Annotated in this window: 24 protein-coding genes; 11 read left to right on the plus strand and 13 right to left on the minus strand. The window is 73.1% G+C overall.

Annotated features, from left to right (window positions below):
* Positions 1-5: 5 nt before the first annotated feature.
* Together EV378_RS03160 and EV378_RS03165 are read right to left on the minus strand one after the other, a co-directional pair.
* Positions 6-1,739, minus strand: coding sequence for a DEAD/DEAH box helicase (locus EV378_RS03160; protein ID WP_243653242.1), 1,734 nt, complete (start codon positions 1,737-1,739; stop codon positions 6-8).
* Positions 1,740-1,768: 29 nt separating this feature from the next.
* Positions 1,769-2,380, minus strand: a complete 612-nt coding sequence (locus EV378_RS03165; protein ID WP_132421238.1) for a class I SAM-dependent methyltransferase — start codon at positions 2,378-2,380, stop codon at positions 1,769-1,771.
* A 109-nt stretch (positions 2,381-2,489) separates the two neighbouring features.
* Here EV378_RS03165 and EV378_RS03170 point away from each other — a divergent pair, with 109 nt between their 5' ends.
* From EV378_RS03170 to EV378_RS03180, 3 genes are all read left to right on the plus strand, one after another.
* Positions 2,490-3,977 carry a class I poly(R)-hydroxyalkanoic acid synthase gene (locus tag EV378_RS03170; RefSeq protein ID WP_165922122.1) on the plus strand — a complete coding sequence of 496 codons (1,488 nt, stop codon included), beginning with the start codon at positions 2,490-2,492 and terminating at the stop codon, positions 3,975-3,977.
* A gap of 83 nt (positions 3,978-4,060) precedes the next feature.
* Complete coding sequence (locus EV378_RS03175) at positions 4,061-4,903, plus strand: alpha/beta fold hydrolase (RefSeq protein WP_243653243.1); 843 nt, start codon at positions 4,061-4,063, stop codon at positions 4,901-4,903.
* A complete protein-coding gene (locus EV378_RS03180; RefSeq protein WP_132421240.1) occupies positions 4,900-5,388 on the plus strand; it encodes a GNAT family N-acetyltransferase in 489 nt (162 codons plus the stop codon). Before EV378_RS03175 ends, EV378_RS03180 begins: the two co-directional genes overlap by 4 nt.
* Here EV378_RS03180 and EV378_RS03185 read toward each other — a convergent pair.
* The 5 genes from EV378_RS03185 to EV378_RS03205 form a co-directional block, all read right to left on the minus strand.
* A complete protein-coding gene (locus EV378_RS03185) occupies positions 5,355-5,603 on the minus strand; it encodes a DUF3039 domain-containing protein (RefSeq protein ID WP_132421241.1) in 249 nt (82 codons plus the stop codon). The genes EV378_RS03180 and EV378_RS03185 overlap by 34 nt on opposite strands.
* A gap of 17 nt (positions 5,604-5,620) precedes the next feature.
* The gene (locus EV378_RS03190) at positions 5,621-5,905 is read right to left on the minus strand and encodes a DUF3099 domain-containing protein (RefSeq protein WP_243653244.1); all 285 of its coding nucleotides are present in this window, start codon (positions 5,903-5,905) and stop codon (positions 5,621-5,623) included.
* A 112-nt stretch (positions 5,906-6,017) separates the two neighbouring features.
* On the minus strand, positions 6,018-7,199 hold the full coding sequence (locus EV378_RS03195; RefSeq protein WP_132421243.1) for a phosphorylase family protein: 1,182 nt from the start codon (positions 7,197-7,199) through the stop codon (positions 6,018-6,020).
* Positions 7,196-7,606, minus strand: coding sequence for an ArsR/SmtB family transcription factor (locus EV378_RS03200; protein WP_132421244.1), 411 nt, complete (start codon positions 7,604-7,606; stop codon positions 7,196-7,198). The genes EV378_RS03195 and EV378_RS03200 overlap by 4 nt, the downstream gene beginning before the upstream one ends.
* A 21-nt stretch (positions 7,607-7,627) precedes the next feature.
* Positions 7,628-8,206 (minus strand): HhH-GPD-type base excision DNA repair protein, encoded by a 579-nt coding sequence (locus tag EV378_RS03205; protein ID WP_132421245.1) that lies wholly within the window; start codon positions 8,204-8,206, stop codon positions 7,628-7,630.
* 10 nt (positions 8,207-8,216) lie between these two features.
* Here EV378_RS03205 and EV378_RS03210 point away from each other — a divergent pair, with 10 nt between their 5' ends.
* Both EV378_RS03210 and dtd read left to right on the plus strand, forming a co-directional pair.
* A complete protein-coding gene (locus EV378_RS03210; RefSeq protein WP_132421246.1) occupies positions 8,217-9,764 on the plus strand; it encodes a DUF7782 domain-containing protein in 1,548 nt (515 codons plus the stop codon).
* Positions 9,761-10,210 carry a D-aminoacyl-tRNA deacylase gene (dtd, locus tag EV378_RS03215; protein WP_132421247.1) on the plus strand — a complete coding sequence of 150 codons (450 nt, stop codon included), beginning with the start codon at positions 9,761-9,763 and terminating at the stop codon, positions 10,208-10,210. Before EV378_RS03210 ends, dtd begins: the two co-directional genes overlap by 4 nt.
* 114 nt (positions 10,211-10,324) lie before the next feature.
* Here the strand turns inward: dtd and EV378_RS03220 are convergent, their stop codons facing one another.
* The 4 genes from EV378_RS03220 to EV378_RS03235 all read right to left on the minus strand — a co-directional run bounded on the left by EV378_RS03220 (position 10,325) and on the right by EV378_RS03235 (position 13,923).
* Positions 10,325-10,891 carry a hypothetical protein gene (locus EV378_RS03220; protein WP_132421248.1) on the minus strand — a complete coding sequence of 189 codons (567 nt, stop codon included), beginning with the start codon at positions 10,889-10,891 and terminating at the stop codon, positions 10,325-10,327.
* A 119-nt stretch (positions 10,892-11,010) separates the two neighbouring features.
* Positions 11,011-11,403: a hypothetical protein gene (locus EV378_RS03225; protein ID WP_132421249.1), complete on the minus strand. Its 393-nt coding sequence runs from the start codon at positions 11,401-11,403 to the stop codon at positions 11,011-11,013.
* Between the two features lie 120 nt (positions 11,404-11,523).
* Complete coding sequence (locus EV378_RS03230; RefSeq protein ID WP_132421250.1) at positions 11,524-11,979, minus strand: helix-turn-helix domain-containing protein; 456 nt, start codon at positions 11,977-11,979, stop codon at positions 11,524-11,526.
* A gap of 168 nt (positions 11,980-12,147) precedes the next feature.
* Positions 12,148-13,923 carry a PHA/PHB synthase family protein gene (locus EV378_RS03235; protein WP_243653245.1) on the minus strand — a complete coding sequence of 592 codons (1,776 nt, stop codon included), beginning with the start codon at positions 13,921-13,923 and terminating at the stop codon, positions 12,148-12,150.
* Between the two features lie 272 nt (positions 13,924-14,195).
* On the opposite strand from EV378_RS03235, the gene EV378_RS03240 reads away from it, so the two are divergent.
* From EV378_RS03240 to EV378_RS03255, 4 genes are all read left to right on the plus strand, one after another.
* Complete coding sequence (locus tag EV378_RS03240) at positions 14,196-15,560, plus strand: alpha/beta fold hydrolase (protein WP_165922123.1); 1,365 nt, start codon at positions 14,196-14,198, stop codon at positions 15,558-15,560.
* 176 nt (positions 15,561-15,736) lie between these two features.
* Entirely contained in the window at positions 15,737-16,924 is a 1,188-nt protein-coding gene (locus EV378_RS03245) for a sigma-70 family RNA polymerase sigma factor (RefSeq protein ID WP_243653246.1), read from the plus strand.
* A gap of 70 nt (positions 16,925-16,994) precedes the next feature.
* Entirely contained in the window at positions 16,995-17,528 is a 534-nt protein-coding gene (locus tag EV378_RS03250) for a flavin reductase family protein (protein ID WP_132421253.1), read from the plus strand.
* A 73-nt stretch (positions 17,529-17,601) separates the two neighbouring features.
* The gene (locus tag EV378_RS03255; protein ID WP_243653247.1) at positions 17,602-18,141 is read left to right on the plus strand and encodes an NAD(P)H-dependent oxidoreductase; all 540 of its coding nucleotides are present in this window, start codon (positions 17,602-17,604) and stop codon (positions 18,139-18,141) included.
* A 138-nt stretch (positions 18,142-18,279) separates the two neighbouring features.
* Here EV378_RS03255 and EV378_RS03260 read toward each other — a convergent pair whose 3' ends face one another.
* Positions 18,280-18,975 carry a TetR-like C-terminal domain-containing protein gene (locus EV378_RS03260; protein ID WP_243653248.1) on the minus strand — a complete coding sequence of 232 codons (696 nt, stop codon included), beginning with the start codon at positions 18,973-18,975 and terminating at the stop codon, positions 18,280-18,282.
* The gene (locus tag EV378_RS03265) at positions 18,972-20,543 is read right to left on the minus strand and encodes an ABC-F family ATP-binding cassette domain-containing protein (RefSeq protein ID WP_132421254.1); all 1,572 of its coding nucleotides are present in this window, start codon (positions 20,541-20,543) and stop codon (positions 18,972-18,974) included. Before EV378_RS03265 ends, EV378_RS03260 begins: the two co-directional genes overlap by 4 nt.
* Positions 20,544-20,748: 205 nt before the next feature.
* Here EV378_RS03265 and EV378_RS03270 point away from each other — a divergent pair, with 205 nt between their 5' ends.
* Together EV378_RS03270 and EV378_RS03275 are read left to right on the plus strand one after the other, a co-directional pair.
* Positions 20,749-21,141, plus strand: coding sequence for a Rieske (2Fe-2S) protein (locus EV378_RS03270; protein WP_243653249.1), 393 nt, complete (start codon positions 20,749-20,751; stop codon positions 21,139-21,141).
* A gap of 46 nt (positions 21,142-21,187) precedes the next feature.
* On the plus strand, positions 21,188-21,430 hold the full coding sequence (locus EV378_RS03275; RefSeq protein ID WP_132421255.1) for a hypothetical protein: 243 nt from the start codon (positions 21,188-21,190) through the stop codon (positions 21,428-21,430).
* Positions 21,431-21,437 lie beyond the last annotated feature (7 nt).

The following is a 21,437-nucleotide window of genomic DNA, read 5'->3' on the forward strand; positions in this document are numbered from 1 at the left end:
GGCGTTCATCGCCACGACCGAAGGGTGGCGATCCGTTCCTCCAACTGCTCGATCGACGCCATCGCCACCGGCGGGCCTCCACAGTGGGCACGGAGCTCGTTGTGGATCTTGCCGTGGGGCTTTCGGGTCTTGTGGTTGTGCAGTGCGACGAGCGTGTTCAGCTCCTTGCGCAGCGTCGCCAGCCGCTCCCGCACGCTGACCGGCCCGCGCTCGGCCGGGGGCGGCGGCGTCGGTTCCGTCGCGGGCGTGGCGCGGGCCTGGGCGCCGGTACGGGGAGAACCTTTCGCGACCCACTCCTCCTGCCGCCTGCTCAGCAGCGTCCGCACCTGCTCGGGCTCGAGCAGGCCGGGCAGCCCGAGGTAGTCCTCCTCGTCGGCGGAGTACGTGGTGCCCTCGTAGATCAGGTGGTCCAGCTCCGCGTCGGCGCCCAGCGACGTGAAGCCCTTGTCCTGCTCGTCGGGCTCGTCGGACTGCCGGTTCGCCTCGTTCACCTCCTCGTCGTTCCACGTCTCGTCCGGGCGCTGCGGCTTGCCCAGCACGTGGTCGCGCTGGGCCTCCAGCTCGTTGGCCAGCTGCAGCAGTACCGGCACGCTGGGCAGGAACACCGACGCCGTCTCGCCCGGCCGCCGCGACCGCACGAATCGGCCGATCGCCTGCGCGAAGTACAGCGGAGTGGACGCCGACGTCGCGTACACCCCGACGGCCAGGCGCGGCACGTCGACGCCCTCGGAGACCATCCGGACGGCGACCATCCAGCGCTCCTGCGACCGGGCGAACTCGGCGATCCGGTCCGAGCTGCCCGCCTCGTCGGAGAGCACGACGACCGGCCGGTCCCCGGTCACCCGGTGCAGGATCGCGGCGTACGCGCGGGCCGTGGTCTGGTCGGAGGCGATCACCAGCCCGCCCGCGTCCGGCATCCCGCCGTCGCGGTGGCTCTGCAGCCGCTTGTCCGCGGCCGCCAGCACGGCCGGCATCCAGTCCCCGGCCGGGTCCAGCGCGGTCCGCCACGCCATCGCCGTCTGCTCGCGGGTCAGCGGCTCACCGAGGCGGGCGGAGATCTCCTCGCCGGCGCTCGTCCGCCAGTTCGACGTGCCGGAGTAGGCCAGGAACACGACCGGCCGGACGACGTTGTCGGCGAGCGCCTCGGCGTAGCCGTAGGAGTGGTCGGCACGGCTGCGCGGCGCGCCCTCGGCGTCCGGCACGTACTCGACGAACGGGATCGGGTTGTCGTCGGAACGGAACGGCGTGCCGGTCAGGGCCAGGCGCCGGGCGGCCGGGTCGAACGCCTCGGCCACCGCCTCACCCCAGGAACGGGCGTCGCCGGCGTGGTGGATCTCGTCGAGGATCACCAGCATGCGGCGGTTCTCGGTGCGGTTGCGGTGCAGCATCGGGTGCGCCGCGACGCCCGCGTAGGTCACCGCGATGCCGTGGAAGTCCCTCGACGTCCCGCCCGCCGCGTTCCGGAAGTCGGGGTCGAGCGCGATCCCCGCGCCCTGCGCGGACTCGGCCCACTGGTACTTCAGGTGCTCGGTCGGCGTGACCACCGTGAGGGCGTCGATCACGCGGTCGGCCAGCAGCTCGGAGGCCACCCGCAGCGCGAACGTGGTCTTGCCCGCGCCCGGCGTCGCGACGGCGAGGAAGTCCTGCGGCTGGGTGGCCAGGTAGCGGGCGAGCGCACTGCGCTGCCACGCGCGCAGTGGCCTGGCCTGCGGATCGGCGAGCTCGGCAGCGGAGGACACGATGAACCAGGTTAGGACGCTCCGGTGCGTTACCCCGCACCACCCGGTACCCGGGGGCGTCGTGCCAGGTAGACGAGTGCGGGCGGCAGGTTCGGCCAGACCGTGCGACTGGGCACGACCTCCTCGAACGCCTCGCGCAGCCACCGGTGCTGGCGCCGGGCGGGAGGTGCCCAGCGTGACCACACGTAGGTGAACTGGGTGAACGCGCCGTCCGGGCGCAGCGACCCGGCGATCACGTCGGTCAGGCGCGGACCGGTCACCGGGTAGGCGGCCCACGGCAGTCCGGAGACGATCACGTCGGCGCCGCCCAGGCCGCGCTCGGCCAGCAGCGCAGGCAGCTCCGCGGCACCGGCCACCGCCACGTCGAGCTCGGGGTGGCGGCGCCCGAGCAGCGCCGCGAGGCGCGGGTTCAGCTCGACGGCCACGTGGTGCCCGCGCCCGTCGAGGCGCTCGGCGATCAGGTCGGTGAACGCGCCCGTCCCCGGCCCCAGCTCGACGACGACAGGGTCGCCGGTCAGCGGCAGCGGCGCGCAGACCATCCCGGCCAGCGCCCGCGAGCTCGGCGCCGGTGCGGCCGTGCGGGCCGGGTCGCGCAGGAACTCGCGGACGAACGCGGCGGTCCCCGACTCGGTCGTGGTCATCGGTCCCCTTCCGGTGGAACGGAGCACCCACGCTCGCCGGACGGCCTGTCCGCCGGCCCACGCGGGGGTGAACGACACCGGTCGGTCGGGCGACGGAGAGAATGCCCGCGTGGACCTGGGGACCCGATGCGCGGCACTGCGCGCGGCACTGCGGGTGACCGCGTCGCTGGCCGTCCGGCCGGGAGCGCTGCTGCGGCGCGGCACCGGGCTCGTCGCCGAGCTCGGGACGATCGGTCTCGGCACCTCGACGGTCGCTCCGCACGGCGCCGACGGCCGGTTCGACGGGTGGTGGGACGACCCGGTCCGCAGGCGGGCCGTGCAGGCCTACCTCGCGACCACCGGGACGCTGTCCGGCCTGCTCGACGACGCCGCGCTCGACCCGGCCGACGACGGCCGCCTGCGGGGGGCGCTCGCCGCGCTGGCCGACCTGGCCCGCCCGGGTGGTGCCGGGCCCGGCGCCGTGTCCCCCGGCCCGCAGACCGCGGACCCCGATCCGGCCGGCCCGGTCCCGGGTCGCGACCTGGCGGCCACGCCGGGGGCGGTCGTGCTGCGCACGCCGGTGTTCGAGCTGATCCAGTACCTGCCGCGCACCGAGCGGGTGCACGACGTGCCGGTGCTCCTCGTGCCGCCGCTGGCCCACCGCTACTACCTCGCCGACCTCGCGCCGGGGCACTCGCTCGTCGAACACCTCGTCGGCGAGGGGCTGCAGGTGTTCGCGCTGTCCTGGTCGGACCCGGACGCGACCGACGGGCGTGACCTGGACACGCACGCGGCGGCCGTGCTGGACGCCGTCGAGGCCGCCACGCGGGTCACCCGCTGCCCGCGGGTCGCGCTCGCCGGGCTGCGCACCGGCGGCCTGCTCTCCGCCGCCGTGCAGTGCCACCTGGCCGCGACCGGGCGCGACGACCGGATCGCGGCCGCCGTCTACCTCGGGACCGTGCTGGACCAGGGCTGGGCGCTGCCCGGGTTCCGGCCGGACCCGGTACCGGCGGCCGGCGGCGTGCTGGACGGGGACGCGGCCGTCCGGTCGTGGTCCTGGCGCCGCGGCGGGGAGCAGGTCCGCCCGTTCGCCGTCGACCCGGCCGCGGCCGAGCGGGTGCCCCGTGGCCCGGTCCGGCGCGCGCTGCGGCACTGGGCGACCGACCTGCTGCACGTGCCGGCCGCGTTGCAGGCCGCCCTGCTCGCGCTCGCCACCGGCGACCCGGACGCGACCGTGCTCGGCACGCCCGTCGCGCCCGGCGGGCTGACCCGCGACGCCTACCTCGTGACGCCGGCCGACGACCCCGCCCAACCGTGGACGGCCGGGCTGCGGACCGCGCAGATGCTCGGTGGGGCGTGCCGGCTCGTGCGGGCCGACGGTGACCAGGCCGGAGCGCTCGTCGCACCGGACGGCTACGTGGCGGGTCCGGTCTCCGGCGACGGCGAGGCACCGGCCGGGTGGCAGGCCGCCGGCGAGCGCGTCGACGGGTCGTGGTGGCCGGACCTGGTGGCGTGGCTCACCGAGCGGGCCGGGCCGCAGCGCGAGGCCCCTCCGGAGCTGGGCGGGCGCCGGATGTATCCCGTCCACCCCGCACCGGGGATCTACCTGGGCGGATGACGCCCGAGGAGCCCACGGCGGATCCGCGGCGAACATCACCTTCGTCCCACGTGGACCGGCCCCGTCGACTACCGTTGCCCTCGATGGCCGCACCCGCCGAACGCCCGGACACCCCGACCGTCGAGAACCACGACCTGGTCGTCGGGGGCCGCACGCTCCGCGTCGTGGTCCGTCCCGCGTCCGGGCCGGGCCCGCGCCGCACGCCGCTGCTCATGTGCAACGGCATCGGCGCCGCGACCGACGTCCTCGACCCGCTCGTCGACGCCCTGCCGCGCAACCTGGACGTGATCCGCTTCGACCCGCCCGGCATCGGTGCGTCCGAGCTGCCGACCGTGCCGTACCACCTGACCTGGTTCGCGCACCGGATCGGCCAGGTGCTGACGCGCCTGGGCCTGCGCGAGGTCGACGTGTTCGGCTTCTCATGGGGCGGCATGCTGGCCCAGCAGATCGCGCTGTCCCGGCGCCGCCGGGTCCGCAGGCTCGTGCTGGCCGCGACCGGCACCGGCAACCTGATGATCCCGGCCGGACCGAGCGTGTTCGGCGCGATGGCGACGCCCCGGCGCCACCAGGACCCCGAGTTCGCCCGCTCCGTCGCGGACAGGCTCTACGGCGGCACGATGCGCGAGCACCCGGAACGCGCCGCCCAGGTGCTCGGCTCCGGCACGCGCCGCGGCCTGATGCGCGGCTACTACTTCCAGATGCTCGCGCTCACCGGCTGGTCGAGCCTGCCGCTGCTGCCGGCGATCTCGGCGCCGACGCTGATCCTGGCCGGCAACGACGACCCGATGATCCCGGCCGGGAACGCGCACCTGATGCACAAGGGCATCCGGAACTCGACGCTGGAGCTCTACGACGGCGGTCACCTGGACCTGCTCGTCGACCCGGAGTACTTCGGCGGCGTGATCGACCGGTTCCTGACCGGATGACCGCGGGCGGCCCGGTCGAGTTCCACCCGACCGGCGCCGAGGATGCCGACGTCGTCCTGGCCATGGAGGCGGACCCGGACACGCGTCCCTGGCTGGGCGAGTCGTCCCGAGCGTGGCACACGGCGGACGGCGTCGAGCACCTGCTCGCCCACCGGGACGGCGTACTCGTCGGCTTCGTCGTGCTGGCCGGTCCGCGCGGCACGGAGACCGGGACCGAGCTGCGACGGATCGTGGTTGCCGCCGAGCACCGCGGCCGCGGGCACGGGCGGGCGATGCTGCGCGCGGTTCTGGCCCACGTACCGACCGGGCGCGTCTGGCTCGACGTCAAGCCGGGCAACGAGCGCGCGCTCGCCCTCTACGCCGGCGAGGGCTTCGTCGTGGAACGCGAGCTGCCGGCCGACCCGAGGAACCCGGACGGGCCGGTCGCGCTGCTGGTGCTGGCCCGCGAGGTCTACTCGGCCGGCTCGTCCGGAAGTCCCTCGTAGATCTTCTTGCAGTCGGGGCAGACCGGCGACCCCGGCTTGGGCGACTTCGTCACCGAGAACGTGAAGCCGCACAGCGCCACCACCATGTTGCCCAGGACCGCGCTCTCGGCGATCTTGGACTTCCGCACGTAGTGGAACATGTCCGGCGTGTCGTCGCCGGTGGACTCGTCGCTCTCCGGCCGGGTGTCGACCTCGGGCAGCGTCTGGGTGGACATGGTCACAGTCTGCCAGGTCAGCTCTCGATGACCGGGTGGTCCTTCGCCTCGATCGCCTTGTGGTCGGACCTGTACCGGTTCGGCTTCTCCGCCTTGCGCGGCAGCCGGTCGTTGGCGACCAGGACCGCCATCCACGGCAGCGGGATCGAGATCACCAGCAGCGTCACCGCCAGCCACGGGATCTGGTAGCAGGCGGCGGCCGCGATCATGCACGGGATCCGCATCCCCATCATGACCTTGTACCGCCGCTTGCGGACCGCGAGCTCCTCTTCGTAGGACACCTGTGCATCGGTGATGAGCACGGGATCCTGCTCGCGCCGCTGGTCCGACACTGGCGACCACCTCCTCCCCCATCGTGTCACCGTGCATGGTTCGGCGCGCAGTGACCGGACGGTTCGATCGCAGGGAAATCGCTCAGAGGTCGGGCGGACCGCCGAGCAGCGGCTCGTCCAAGGACCGGACCTCGTGCGTGGGCAGGCCACCGGGGTGCTCGCTGCGCACCCGGTCCAGCGCGTCCAGCGCGATGCCGAGGTGCTGCCGCTTGGACGCCTCGTAGAACGCCCTGGCGCCCCCGGCGAGCTTCGGCGACGCGTGCAACGGCTTGTCCGACACGCAGAGCAGCGTCGCGTTCGGGATCCGGTAGCGGAACCCGTTCGCCGCGATCGTCGCGGACTCCATGTCCACCGCGACCGCCCGCGCCGCCCGCATCCGGGCCAGCGTCGCGGACTGGTTGAGCTCCCAGTCCCGGTTGTCGGTGGTGTGCACCACACCGAGCCGGTACGTCGCCCCCGCCGACTCCAGCGCGGCCAGAAGGTAGGTGTTGAGCCGGTGGTTCGGGATCACCGGGACGTCCGCGCCGAGCACCTCGTCGAGCACGTGGTCGGCGCGCTGGTAGGCGGTGGCCAGCACGAAGTCGCCGAGCTCCTGGTGGTTCCGCAGGCCGCCGCAGTGGCCGATCATCACCATCGCGTCCGGCCGCAGCACGGCGACGTGGTCGGTGATCGTCTTCGCGTTGGCCGGGCCCACGCCGATGTTCACCAGCGAGACGCCGTCCCCGTCCGCGCGGCGGTGGTGGAACGCCGGCATCTGCACGCCGTCGCGGTCCGGGCCCTCGCAGTCTCCGAACCGTTCCCGGAACGCCTCGACGTGCATGGCGTAGTTCGTGAACAGCACGTTCCGCCCGAACGACTCGGCGGGCGTGCCGGTGTAGTGCGAGAGCCGGTTCAGCGAGAGTGCCATCCGCTCCGGGCCGAACAGGAACAGCTTCTTCGTGCGCAGGTCGAACCGGTCCTCGTCGAGCGCGTCGAAGAACGCCGGGTCGTCGAACGCGACGGCGCGCCGCGAGGCCCGTACTGACGCGGTCGCCCCGGCCCGCACCAGCGACGCCAGCTCGCGGTGCAGGTAGCGGCGGATCGCCTGCGGGCGGGCGAACTCCCCGGTGATCCGCGGGTTGTAGTCCGACCACGGGCGATGGACGTCGACGGCCGGGTACCAGCCCGCGTCGTCGATCTCCTCCATGGCGTCGAGCAGCGTGGAGACCGCGGCGTCCACGTCGGGGGCCGACGCCGGACCCGCGGCGACGGCCGTGTCGCTCATGCCGTCTCGGGCTCGTCGGGGTGGCCGTCGGCGTGCAGCGGGCCGACCGAGACGGCGTCCGCGGAGACCACCTCGAGCAGGCGCCGCGGCAGGCCGTCGGCCAGGCGGTACCTGACCAGCCGGCCCTGGCGGTGCGCGGTGACCATCTGGTGGGCCCGCAGCAGCCGCAGCGCGTGCGAGACGGCGCTGTCACTCATCCCGACGGCGACGGCGAGGTCGGACACGCACAGGTCGCCCGCGTGCTGGAGCGCGAGCAGGATCGACAGGCGGTTGACCTCGCCGAGCACGTCGAGCACCTCGGCGGCACGGCCCAGCCGGTCGCCGTCGGCCAGTACGGCGACGGCGTCGCAGACCTGGTCCGGGTCGATCACACGAGCGCCGTTGAGAGCCTCCGGGACCTTGTGCACGCTCCTGATGCTAGACCGCGATCAGCCGGCGGCGGCCTTCGCCGCGGCCTTCGCTGCCTTCTTCGTGCTGCGGACCTCCTGGAGCGTGACGTCGTCGACGACGTCGGCGGCCGACAGCCGGGTGTTCGCCTTCCCGTAGTCACCGGCCGCCTTGCGCCAGCCGTACGGCGTGACGCCGTACTGCTTGCCCAGCAGCGCGACGAAGATCTTCGCCTTCTGCTCGCCATAACCGGGCAGCGCCTTGAGCCTGCGCAGCACCTCGGCGCCGGTCGGCTCGTCCCGCGTCCAGATCGCCGCGGCGTCGCCGTCGTAGGTCTCGACGAGGTACCGGCAGAGCGCCTGCACCCGCTTGGCCATCGACCCGCCGTAGCGGTGGATCGCGGGCGGGGTGGTGGCGAGCGTCGCGAACGCCTCCGGGTCGTAGTCGGCGATGGTGTGCGCGTCCAGGCCGCCGAGGCGCTCGTAGAGCTTCTGCGGGCCCTTGAACGCGATCTCCATCTGGATCTGCTGGTCGAGCAGCATCCCGATCAGCAGGGCGAGCGGCTCCCGCTCGAGCAGCGCGTCCGCCTCGGGATCCTGGGCGATGCAGATGCCGGTCATGGCGCACAGGATGGCACGGGATGATGGGCAGGTGCTCCCCCATCTCGACCCGGCCGACGTCGAGCGCGTCCGCGGCTGCTTCACCGACGCCGGCTACACCCCGGACGGCGTCCGCGCCCTGCTCGGCCGCTCCGCGCACGACGCGCTGACCCGCGGCGAGCCGGAGCCGGCCGCCCGCGCCAGCCGCGACGGCGGTGAGCTCGGCACGCTCGTGCGACTGTTCCTGCTCGACGGGTGCGAGCCGGAGCCCGCGGTCACCGCCGCGCTCGGCGACCTGGACCCGTTGCTAGCCGGACGGATCGTGCGGCGCACCCCGGACGGGATCGTGGCCGGGCTGGACGTGCGGCCCTACGGCGAGGCGGGCGGCGACGACCCCGGCTCCCCCGACGACGCGAACTGGTGGGTCGTGTCCGATCTGGACTCCCCGGCGTCGAGACAGGACAGGGAGCACGTGACCGGCGTCGGCGGCGCGTCGCTGTCGCTGGCCGCGGCGACGGTACGGCGACCGGTGGCGTCACTCCTGGACCTCGGCACCGGCTGCGGGGTGCAGGCGCTGCACGCGTCCCGGCACGCCGCCCGCGTGGTCGGCACCGACCTCGCACCACGGGCGCTGGCGCTGGCCCGGCTGTCCTGCGAGCTCTCCGGGGTGCCCGTCGAGCTGCGCGAGGGGCCGTGGCTGGAGCCGGTGGCCGGCGAGCGCTTCGACCAGATCGTGTCCAACCCGCCGTTCGTACCCGGACCGGCGCGCGTCGACTACGTCTACCGCGACTCCGGGCAGGCGGGCGACTCGGCGCTCGCCGCACTGGTCGCCGACCTGCCGGAGCTGCTCAACCCGGGCGGGATCGCGCAGCTGCTCGGCTCGTGGCTGAACGTCCGCGGCGAGAACTGGCCGGACCGGGTGCGCGCGTGGATCCCGGACGGCTGTGACGCGTGGATCCTGCAGCGCGAGGCCGTCGACCCGGCGATGCACGTCGGGACCTGGCAGCGCGACGCCGGGCTGGTCCCGTCGTCGCGGTCGGCCCGCGCGCAGGCCACGACGTGGCTGGACTGGATGGACGCCGAACGCGTCGAGGGCGTCGGGTTCGGTTTCCTGCTGCTGCGCCGCCACCACCGGGCCGATCTCGCGCCCCGGATCGTGGTGGAGGACCTGCCGGGCGAGCTGACCGACGGCCTCGGCCCGGAGATGGCGGGCTGGCTGGACCGGACCACCTGGCTGCGCGCGCACGAGAGCGACGCGGACCTGCTCGCGGCGACGCTGCGACTCGCGCCCGAGGTGATCCTGGAGCGCGCGTCCGGCGTCGGGGAACAGGGCTGGTCGGAGCTCTCGACGACGGTGCGCCGGTGGGGCACGCCGTCCTGGGAGCACGAGGTCGACGACGTCGCGGCGTCCCTGCTCGCGGGGTGCCGCGGTGACCTGCCGCTGTCCGAGCTGGTGGAGCTGCTCGCCGTCGCGCACGACCGGCCGGTGGACGCACTCGTGTCCGGCACGCTGGACCCGGTGCGTGAGCTGGTCCGGCACGGGCTGCTCGTCCCGGCCGACGGGTGGGACCCCGCATGAGGGCGGTCGCCGCGCGGGTGCGGCGGGCATCGGTGACGGTGAGCCGCGACGACGGGTCGCGCGACGTCACCGGTGCGATCGGCGAGGGCCTGCTGGTGCTGCTCGGCGTGCACCGCGACGACGTGGACGGCACGGCCGCGGCGAAGGCGGACACGATGGCGCGCAAGCTCCACGAGCTGCGGTTGCTGCGGGACGAACGCTCGTGCGCCGAGGCGGGCGCTCCGCTGCTGGTCGTCAGCCAGTTCACGCTCTACGGCGACGTCCGCAAGGGCCGCCGCCCCTCGTGGTCGGCCGCCGCCCGCCCGGAGGACGCCGCACCCGTCGTCGACCAGGTGGTGGCACGTCTGCGCGAGCGCGGAGCCACGGTGGAGACCGGCGAGTTCGGCGCCATGATGGAGGTCGAGTCGGTCAACGACGGCCCGTTCACGGTGCTCGTCGAGGTGTGACACGCGCCGAGATGCGGCTCACCGGGCTCCGATGATCGACGAATCCCGCTGCACCGCATCTCGACGGGCTCCGGCGCCTCGGACGTCGGGCGGCCGGCGTGTCCCGGCGGCGATCTACACGTGGCCGGTCGTGAATCCCATGATCTCGGTGCGCCAGTCCTGGTACTGCTTGGCCGTGACCGTCTCGGCCTGCTCGTGGGTCCGGCTGGCGGACGTCGCGCCGATCGCGTGGGCGACGACGTCGGCGTCGTTGCGGGCCCCGGAGATGATGCTGACCTCGACCTGGCGGTCGCCGGTCTCGGCGCGCACGGCGTGCGCCAGCACGTGCAGGAGCGCCAGGCGGGAGCTCCGGTCGTCCGGGAGTGCGAGGTCGCCGCGGACCGAGCTCCCGGAGACGATCACGACGTGCGCGCCGGGGTTCAGCGCGGGCAGCACGCGTTCGGTGAACGTGTACCGGCTGATCAGGCCGGCGGACAGGAACGAGCGCACGCGTCCGACGAGGTTGTCGCCCTCGGGCTCCACGAACACCGGGAGCTGGATGTAGTGGTCCAGGCCGGAGAGATCGGCGCCGTCGAGGTCCGTGACCACCGAGGCGGTGACCACGTCGATCCCCTGCTCGGCGAGTACGGCGGCCACCGCGACCACCCGGTCCTGCGATCCCGTCACCAGTGCGCGCGCCATGGCGGTCACCCTAGGCGACCGGCGGTGATCCGATACCCCCGAACAGGGAAACGGCCCCGCCCGAGATCGTCGGGCGGGGCCGTCGTCCGCTGCTGTGCCTCACCGGGGAGGCGGCGGCATCACTTGGAGGCGCTGCTCCGGGTGTTACGGACCTTCTCGGCGGCCGAGTCGGTCGCCTTCGCGGTGGCGTCACCGGCACGCTCGGCGTTGTGCACGGCGTTGTCGGTCACCTGCTCCGCGACCTTGGCGGCCTGGTCGGTCCAGGTGTCGACGGCGTGCTGGCCGGCACCGACGACGGTCTTGGCGAACTCACGCTGCTGGCCGAGGACCTGCTCGGCGAAGTCGAACACGCGGTCCACGGCGACACCGGAGTCCGGGAACTGCGGACGGCCGTGGCCGGTGAACTGGGAGGCGAGACCCTGCCAGGTCTCGGCCCAGCTGCGGACCGACTCGGCGAGCACGTCCTGCGAGCGCTTGGTGATGTCGACGAACTGGTCGGTGGACGAGGTCATCGTCTCTCCTCCTTCGTGGCGGACCGGGATCGCGATGTCTGTCGCGACGTCTGCCTGAAAAACTACGCGGCGTGCGTTAACTATGTCAAGCACGCGGCGGGAGGGAGCGGATGACCTGGCTCACGCCCCCGACGGGGCGCGGTCCACGAAGCTGCGGTACACGCCGATCAGCGCCTTCTTCTGCTCGTCCGAGAGACGCTCGTCGGCGCGGATGGCCGCTTCCGTCCCGCCCGGCCCCGTGGCCACCCGCTCCTCCGGGGCCGCGTGCCCGTCGTCCTCGCGGTCCGGCGACGCCCAGCCGGCCTGGCTGAGCATCTGGTCGGTGGACAGCTGCAGCGCGTCCGCGATGGACCGCAACACCTTCAACGACGGCTGGTGCAGCCCGCGCTCGACCTGGCTCAGATAGGCATTGGAGACGCTGGTCATCGACGCCATCTCGCGCAGCGACAGCTTGGCCATCTGCCGTTGCGCACGGATGAACCCGCCGAGCGCGTTCGACAACGCCGCCTCGGCCGGGTTCCGCCGCTCGGACCGGCCCGCGCCGGGCGCGGATCCGTTCCGCTCCGACCTACTCATGACGACCGCCCCGGCAGATCCGGGACGCACGGGAAGGTGCGCATCGCGCCATTGTCCACTCGCGGCAAGTCCCGTGCCGTGAGCAACCGGCCACGGCGTGCCGCAGCCGCGGCCGACCGGTCCCGCCCGGCGCGGTCCGGCGCGGTCCGTCCGGTCGGCGAGCCTCGCTCAGCGCGCGAACACGTACCGCCCCGGCGCGGGTTCCAGCGGCGGGTGGTTCGCACTGCCGACCTTCTTCGGCGCGGCGACCTGCTTGCCGGCGTGCTCACCGATCCACGGCGCCCAGTCCTCCCACCAGGAGGCCTTCTGCTCGTTCGCGTCGTCACGCCAGTCGTCGGCGTTCTCCGGGAGGTCGGCCGTCTCGGAGAACCAGTGCTTCGACTTCGGCGACGGCGGGTTCACCACGCCCGCGATGTGCCCGGAGTTCGAGAGCACGAAGCGGACCGTGCCGCCGATCTTCGACGCCCCCTTGTAGACACCCTTCCACGGCGCGATGTGGTCCGACTCGGCCGTGATCACGTAGGTGTCCTGGCGGATGTCGGCGACGTCGAGCCGCTCCCCCGCGAGCTCGAACTTGCCCTCGGCGAACCGGTTCTCCAGGTAGAGGGCCTGCAGGTACTCGACCTGCATCGCGGCTGGCATCCGGGTCGAGTCGGAGTTCCAGGTCAGCATGTCGAACGGCTTCGGGTCCTCGCCGAGCATCCAGTCGTTGACCACGTAGTTCCACACCAGGTCGGTGGAGCGCAGCAGGTCGAACGTGGTCTTCATGCTCTCCGCGGGCAGGTAGCCGTCCTTGCGCATGGACAGCTCCATCCGGTCCACCGTCTTCTCGTCGGTGAACACGCCGAGCTGACCGGGCGTGGAGAAGTCGAGCAGCGTGTTCATCAGCGTCAGCGAGTTGACCCGCTGGTCACCGCGGGCGTTCAGCCACGCGACCGTCGCCGAGGACAGCGTGCCGCCGAGGCAGAGCCCCGCCACGTTGACCTTCTCCGCGCCGGTGATCTCCTGGACCACGTCCAGCGCGGCGAGCGGGCCCTCCTGCATGTAGTCCGCGAACGTGACGTCGCGCAGGCTCGAGTCCGGGTTGCGGTAGCTGAGCATGAACACGGTGTGGCCGTGCTGCACCGCCCACTCCACCAGCGACTTCTCCGGCGCGAGATCCATGATGTAGTACTTGTTGATCCACGGCGGGCTCATCAGCAGCGGGATCTCGTGGACCTTGCCCGTCTGTGGCTCGTACTGGATGAGCTCGACCAGCCGGTTCCGGTAGACGACCTGACCGGGCGTCACGCCGAGGTCCTTGCCGACGACGAAGTCGCCCGGCGTCGTCTGGCGCGGCATGCCGTTGTTCTGGACGACGTCGCGCAGCATGTTCCGCGCGCCGCGCACGATGTTCAGCCCACCGGTCTCGACGATCTTCTTCGGCCACGCGGGGTTCGTCCAGATCGAGTTCGACGGGGCCAGCGCCTCGATCGTCTGGCCGACCAGGAAGTCCAGCTTGCGGCGCGCGACGTCGGAGACCTTCGCCGCCGCGGACAGCTCCTGCAGGCGGTCGGCCAGCAGCGCGTGCTCCTGGCGGGCGAGGTAGTACCAGGCGTTCCGCTCCCACGCCGGGTCGCTGTAGCGCTTGTCCTTCTCCGGGAGCGACGCCGGCCCGTTCGCGGTCGCGCCGACGGCCCGCTGGGCCGCCGCGGCCACGGCCCGTGCCGAGTCGGTGCCGAAGCCGAACCCGGCGCGCAGCACGGCCATCGGGTCGCCGGCCAGCGCGCGGGCCGCCTCGCCGAGCGCGTCACCGATGCCGAGCGGATCGCGCTTCGCGGTGGCGGTCTGCGGATCGGCGAGCTCGCGCAGGTCCTCGATCAGGCTGGTGGCCTGACGGCGGAGGACCTCGACGGGCGCGGCGCCGTCGCCGTCGTCGTTCGGGTCGGTGGTCGCTGCGGGCACGTCTCTACTCACTCCTGTGTCGGACGGATGGTGCCGGTCCGTGACGGGCGGGCCGCGTTGTGCGCGGGCCCGCGCATCGGTGAGGCCATGGTGACGGGGTACTCACCGGTAGGCAGCGTCTGAGAAAAAATCGGGCGTGTAACCCCTGCCACCTGCGCTTGGTGGAGCAAGCACTACCCGTGGGTAGGTTTCGACTTGCTTGGCATCCCGATCACGACCTACCGTTCGGTAACTCGGGTCGTCCCGGGTCATCAACGTCGATGGGAGATGCCATGAGCACGGCGATGCGATCACCCGCACGTCCCGCTCGTTCCGGTGGACCGCGCGTCGTCGCGGACGCACCCACCGTCGACCACACCCCCGGTCAGCCCGTCGGCACCACCGACGCCTGGCGGTACCTGCTCTCGTACAACGCCACCAACGCCTCGAAGGTCGCGAACGAGGTCTCCCGTGCCACGGGTGCGGCATGGCTCGACGCCGTCCAGCGGATCGGCCGCCCGTTCGACGCGGTGCGGCGCGGGATGCTCTGGTGGTCGACCATGGCCGACCGCAGGGAGCCGACATGGCACCTGCAGAACGAGGTCGTGCTGTCCACGCCGTTCGCGGCGCTGCGCGACTTCACCGAGGAGGCCCACCGCGACGACGACGTCGTCCCCACGATCGTCCTGCCCCCGCAGGCCGGGCACTCCTCGACGGTCGTCGACTACTCGCCGCAGCAGAGCCAGATCGCGATGATCCGGGCGTCCGGGCTCACGCGGGTCTACGCGCTCGAGTGGAAGCCGGCCACGGTCGCGTCGAAGAACACGACCGTCGACGACTACCTGACCGTGATCGACCGCTCGATCCGGCGGATGGGCGGCAAGGCCAACGTCGTCGGCGACTGCCAGGGCGGGTGGCTCGCCGCCATCTACGCGGCGCTGTACCCGGAGCGGGTCAACACGCTGACGCTCGCCGGGGCCCCGATCGACTTCCACGCCGGCGAGTCGGTGATCTCGGCGACGACGAAGGTCACCGCCGGGACGATGGGCATGGCGCCGTACAAGGCGCTGGTCGCGATGAACGGCGGCAACATGTCCGGCCGGGCGGTGCTGTCGAACTTCATCGGCATCCAGCCGCAGTCCGAGGTGTCCCGGCAGCTGCAGCTGCTCGAGAACATCGACGACCCGACGCACGTCGAGCGGTACCGGGTGTTCGAGGACTGGTTCAAGTACACCCAGGACGTCCCCGGCGCGTTCTACCTGTGGCTGGTCGAGAACCTGTTCTGGAAGAACAAGCTGATCACCGGTGAGCTGGAGATCGGCGGGCGCCGCGTGGACATGGGCGCCATCACCTGCCCGGTGCTGCTGCTGGCCGGCTCGACCGACCACATCACGCCGCCGCCGCAGATGTTCGCGGCAGCCGACGTGGTGGGCACTCCGGCGAAGGACATCACGACGCGGACCGCCACCGGAGGGCACCTCGGCCTGTTCATGGGCCGCGACGCGCTGCGCCACGACTGGCCGCCGCTGATGGAGATCGTCTACGGGCACTCGGGGCCGGCCGCGACCGAGGACCGGAGCGGCAAGGCGAGCCGCCGCCGGAACAGCGTCCGGGCCGTCGAGGACCCGCGGAACACGCCGCGCGTTCCCGCACCGTAGAGGGCCTGCGCCACCTCTCGTGACGAGTGTCACCCGGTTCGTCGGTGGTGAACGCCCCGACGGGCCGGGTCGGCGGGAACGATTCTCGAATCGTTCGCGTTGACCACTCATAGGGCCGAGCGGCCACGGGTACGCACCAGATACCCGCCGCGCCCGAGCAGGGGAGGAACGCACGCATGACGGTGACCATGACCGCCGCGGCCGTCGAGACGGTCGACACCCCGACCGGCGACGACGCCGTCGCACAGACCATCCCGGGTCCCCGCACCGGGAGCACCAGCCGTACCACCAGGAAGGCCCGCACCCGCCGCACGTCGCAGCCCGCTGCGGACACCGACGACGGTGACACTACCGACACCGACGCCTCCGGCGCCACGACCGATACCGGAGCGTTGTCCGCCGGGGCGGCCGCGGCCGTCGCGGAGGACCTGGACGCCCAGAGCCCGGCCGCGGACCTCGTCCGCGTCTACCTGAACGGGATCGGCAAGCGGGCGCTGCTGACCGCCGCGCAGGAGGTCGAGCTCGCCAGGCGCGTCGAGGCAGGCGTGTTCGCCCAGCACCGGCTGGACACCGCCGACGCCGAGGGCGACGAGCTGGACGCCCGGTACCGGCGCGACCTGCGCGCGGTCGTCCGGGACGGCGCGCTGGCCAAGAACCACCTGCTGGAGGCGAACCTCCGGCTCGTCGTGTCCCTGGCCAAGCGCTACACGGGCCGCGGGATGCCGCTGCTGGACCTGATCCAGGAGGGCAACCTGGGCCTGATCCGCGCGGTGGAGAAGTTCGACTACACCAAGGGCTTCAAGTTCTCCACGTACGCCACGTGGTGGATCCGCCAGGCCATCACGCGCGGCATGGCCGACCAGGCCCGCACGATCCGGCTGCCGGTCCATCTCGTCGAGCAGGTGAACAAGCTGGCCCGGATCAAGCGGGACATGCACCAGCGTCTCGGCCGCGAGCCGAACGACGCCGAGCTGGCCGAGGAGTCGGGCATCCCCGAGCACAAGATCTCGGACCTGCTCGACCACGCGCGTGACCCGGTGAGCCTGGACATGCCCGTCGGCTCCGAGGAGGAGGCCCCGCTCGGGGACTTCATCGAGGACGCCGAGGCGACCGACGCCGAGAACACGGTGATCTCGACGCTGCTGCACGACGACCTCCGCCGCGTGCTCGCCACGCTGGAGGACCGCGAGCAGGCCGTGATCCGGATGCGCTTCGGTCTCGACGACGGCCAGCCGCACACGCTCGACCAGATCGGCAAGCGCTACGGGCTGTCCCGCGAGCGCGTCCGCCAGATCGAGCGCGAGGTGATGGCGAAGCTGCGCGTCGGCGAGCGCGCGGACAAGCTGCGCGCCTACGCGAGCTGAGCACCGAGCCGTCGCGCACATCTCGTGATCACGGGGTGTGCGCGGCGGCTTGTTTGCCTAGGGTCGGGGCATGACCGGTTCCGTCGCGCACGACAACCCCACCCCCGGCCCGGTCCCCGCCGACCAGATGCGCCAGGTACTCGGCCAGTTCGCCTCCGGCGTGGTCGTGGTGACCGCGGTCGGGCCGGACGGGCCGGTCGGGTTCACGTGTCAGTCGTTCTCGTCGCTGTCCCTGGACCCGCCGCTGGTCAGCTTCTCGCCAGCGCGGACGTCGTCGACGTGGCCGAAGCTGCGTGACATCGGCGCGTTCTGCGTGAACGTGCTGGCCGAGGACCACGAGCACCACAGCAACGGGTTCGCCCGCTCCGGCGTGGACAAGTTCGCCGGGGTCGACTGGGATCCGTCCCGGACCGGGAAGCACCCGGTGCTGCCGGGCGTCCCGGCCTGGATCGACTGCGAGCTCTGGGCCGAGTACGACGGCGGCGACCACACGATCGTCGCCGGCCGCGTGCTCGACCTGGGCGCCGACCCGGCGCGGGTGCCGCTGCTGTTCCACCAGGGCAGCTACGGGCTGACCCGCCCCGAACCGGAGGAGGACTCGTGAGCGAGCTTGCGAGCTCAGCATCAGACACAGCAGTGCCGCGAACGCGGCCGACGAGCGCCAGCGAGGAGGACTCGTGAGTGAGCTGACCGTCGTCGGCGTCGTGGGTGGACCGGAGGCGGGCGGGCGCACGACGACCGCCGTCTCGGCCGTGCTCGACGGCACCGGCGCCAAGGCCACGCTGCTCGAGCTGAGCGAGACGTCGCACGCGGAGATCGTCGACGCGTTCTCCCACGCGGACGCCGTGGTGCTCGGCAGCCCGATCTACCGGGCCAGCCACACGGCGTCGCTGAAGGCCCTGCTGGAGGCGACCGAGCGCGGCAAGTGGGGCGAGAAGACCGCACCGCTGCAGGGCAAGGCCGCCGCGATCGTGCTCACCGGCGCGACCGGGCACCACTTCCTGGCCCAGAACGACCTCCGCAACGTGCTGGCCTCGTTCTTCGCCGTCCAGGTCCTGTCCCCCGGCCTGTACCTGGACCACGGCGGCTACGTCGACCGGAACACCCTGACCGACGAGTCGACGGCCATCGCCCACGCCCACGGCGCCGCCCTGGCCGACCTCACCACCGCCGTCCGCGGCTCGGAGGCTCTCCGCAATCTGGGTCCGGTCATCTGACCCGGTTTCCGTGATCGGCGCTTCGGCCCGGTTCGGTGCCGTGTTCGGCACCGGACCGGGCCGACCACGACACCACGAGATCAGCGCATCGGTCCGGATGAGGGCCGGTACCCGCCTCGAACCGGACCAGCCTGCTGATCATGGCTGGGGATGACCGGTCACGGCCGCCGCGGCGAGCTCGGCGTAGCGACGGGCGGTGGCCGCGTCCGGCGGGTCACCGAGCAGCAGGACCCGGTGGTAGACGGGCGCGGTCGCGGCGAGCAGCACCGTGTGCGCGTCCGTCCCCTCCACCGCGTCGCCGCGGGCGACCGCACGGTCGACCACCACGGCGGAGCGCTCGTAGCGGTCGGCGAGGAACCGGCGCATCGCCGCGGCCGCCGGCTCCGACCGGAACGACGCGGCGATCACCGCCGCCGTCACCGAGCGCGGTGCGACCAGTGCCTCCCGGACCTCCTCGTTGATCGCCGCCAGGTCGTCGTCGAGCGATCCGGTGTCCGGCGGTGTCCACCCCTCCCCCGCTGACGAGTCCAGCGCGTCCGCGAGCAGGCCGCCGACGTCGCCCCACCGCCGGTGCAGCGTCGCCCGGTGCACGCCGGACCGGGTCGCGACGGCGTCCACGGACAGGCCGTCGAAACCCTTGTCCGTCAACACCTCCAGCGTCGCGGCCAGCGCGGCCTCGCGCACTCTCGCCGTCCGCCCGCCCGGCCGCCGGGTCCCGGGAGCCGAGCGGCCGTCGATCCCGGTGCGAGCGCCTGCGTCCGGGCCGGAGCCGGTCGACGGGGTACCGCTCGAGCCCGACGGCGCCGAGGTACGTCCGGCCGGCCCGGCGCTCACGACCGCACCGCCTCGTCGGCGGTGATCCCCGGCTCCCGGCCGCCCTCGATCGTCCAGCGGCGGGTGACGCCGAGGTCGTCGAGCACCGTCTCGTCGTGGCTCACCACGAGCAGCGCACCGCGGAAGGCGGTGAGCGCGTCGACCAGGGCCGCGACGGAGTCCAGGTCGAGGTCGTTCGTCGGCTCGTCGAGCAGGAGCAGTTGCGGTGCCGGGTCGGCCAGCAGCAGCCGGGCGAGATGGACGCGGAGACGCTCACCACCGGACAGCGTCGACACCGGGCGGTCCACGGTGTCCCCGCGCAGGAGGAACCGGGCGAGCTCGGCCCGCACCTCCTGCGGGGTCGACGACGGGCCCGAGTCCCGGACCGTGTCCAGCACGCTGCGTCCGGGGTCGGCCAGCAGCCTGCGCTGGGTGAGGTGCCCGACCGGCACCGTCGCCGCGTCCTGCGCAGCCCGGAGCAGCGTCGACTTCCCCGCCCCGTTGCGGCCGGTGACGGCGATCCGCTCCGGCCCGCGCACGGTCGCGCCGGCGATCTCCAGCACCGTCCGACCGGCCGGGACGGCGGTGGCCGGCAGCTCGATCCGGATCCGGTCGTCGTCGCGGACGTGCTCCTCCGCCCGGTCCAGCGCGTCCCGCGCGTCGGACAGCCGGTCCGCGTGCAGGTTCCGGTAGGCACCCGCGGTGACCTGGGCTCGTCGTCGGAGCTCGTGCATGATCACCTTCGGGCGGCGCTTGCTCGCCTGGTCCTGCGCCGCGTAGCGACGGCGCCGGGCCAGCACGATCTGGGCGTCCGCCCACTCGCGCCGCTGCCGTCGCAGATGCTCGGAGGCCACACGAACGTCGCGCCGGGCGGCCTCCTGCTCCGCCTCGACGACGCGCACGAACTCCGGGTACGCCCCGCCCACGGTGCGGACCGCCCCGTCGCGCAGCTCGGTGGTCGAGTCCATGCGCTCCAGCAGCTCCCGGTCGTGCCCGGCGACGACGAGCGCGCCCGGCCAGTGCTCGACGGCGTCGTACAACCGTCGCCTCGCAACGCGGTCCAGGTCGTTCGTCGGCTCGTCGAGCAGCGCGATCCCGGGCGGGTCGACGAGCAGTCCGGCGAGTGCGGTGAGCACGGCCTCGCCGCCGGACAGCGTGCCGACCGGGCGGTCCAGGTCGTCCGGCAGACCGAGCGCGTCGAGCCGGGCGCGGGCACGTTCCTCGACGTCCCAGTCATCGCCGAGTGCGGTCCAGTCGTCCGGGTCCGCCGTGCCGCGTTCGATCGCGGCGAGCGCCCGGCGCCGGTCCGCGATCCCGAGCAGGTCGGACGCCGACGACGCGGTCCGTCGCCCGACGCCCTGGCGCACCAGGACCGGCGGCGACGTCGTCGTGACCGAGCCGGCGTCCTGCACCAGCTCCCCGGCAAGGATCGCGAGCAGCGTGGACTTGCCGGACCCGTTGGCGCCCACCAGACCGGTGCGGCCGGGACCGAACGACACGTCCAGACCGGACAGTGCCGGTGTGCCGTCCGGCCAGGTGAAGGACAGGCCCGCGACGGAGACGGCGGACCGGGTGAGGGTGGAGGACATGCGAGCTCCCGATGAGCAGGAGGTGCCCGTGCGGGAACGGATCGACCGCAGGCACCGAGCGGCGGGTCGGACGGTGCGTCGGCTCGCGGGAACGGCGAGCACTGCTCAGCGGCGGGTCAGCATGATGCCGGGGACACTAACACGACTCAAGTCGCATGAGGAAGGCTTCTTTACACCGCCCCGTCGGCGGCTCAGGCTGGCGGACGTGACGACGCAACCCACCACGCGTGCCGTCGACGTCGCCGCCTCCGACGAGGTTCCGGAGCGCGGACGGCTGATCGTCGAGGTCGGTACGGAGCCGCCGCTCGTGATCGGGATCTTCCGGTTCCGCGGCGAGCTGCGCGCCTACGAGAACGTCTGCGCCCACCAGGGCGGCCCGGCCTGCCAGGGCCGGATCGTGTCCCGCGTGCGCGAGCGGCTCGACGACGGCAAGGCCAGCCGCGGGCTGGTGTTCGACCCGGGCACGATGCACGTCGTGTGCCCGTGGCACGGCTTCGAGTACGACGTGACGACGGGCGCGCACCCCGGACGCGCGGACTTCGCGTTGCGCGCGTTCGCCGTCGAGGAGAGCGGGGGCCGGATCCGTGTCGCCGTCTGACCATCGCGACCGGGCGCGGCGCATCGATGAGCTGACGGCGGAGCTGGTGCGGGAGGTCGACGCCGGCCTCGGCGACGGCGCGATCGCCGCCCTGGACCCGGGCACGGCCCGCGCGCTCGCGTCGGTCGCGGCCCGGACCTACGCCGTCGCGGCCGAGGAGGGCGCCCGGCCGTTGTCCGGCGAGGACCTGACGCCCACCGACGCCGTCGTCCTCGCGACCGCGGCGCTGCGCGCCCACGACCTCAACCCGTTCGACCTCGCCCTCTGGTTCTCCCGGAGTGATCGATGAGGAGCAG

This window comes from Pseudonocardia endophytica (assembly GCF_004339565.1).
Lineage (GTDB): Bacteria > Actinomycetota > Actinomycetes > Mycobacteriales > Pseudonocardiaceae > Pseudonocardia > Pseudonocardia endophytica.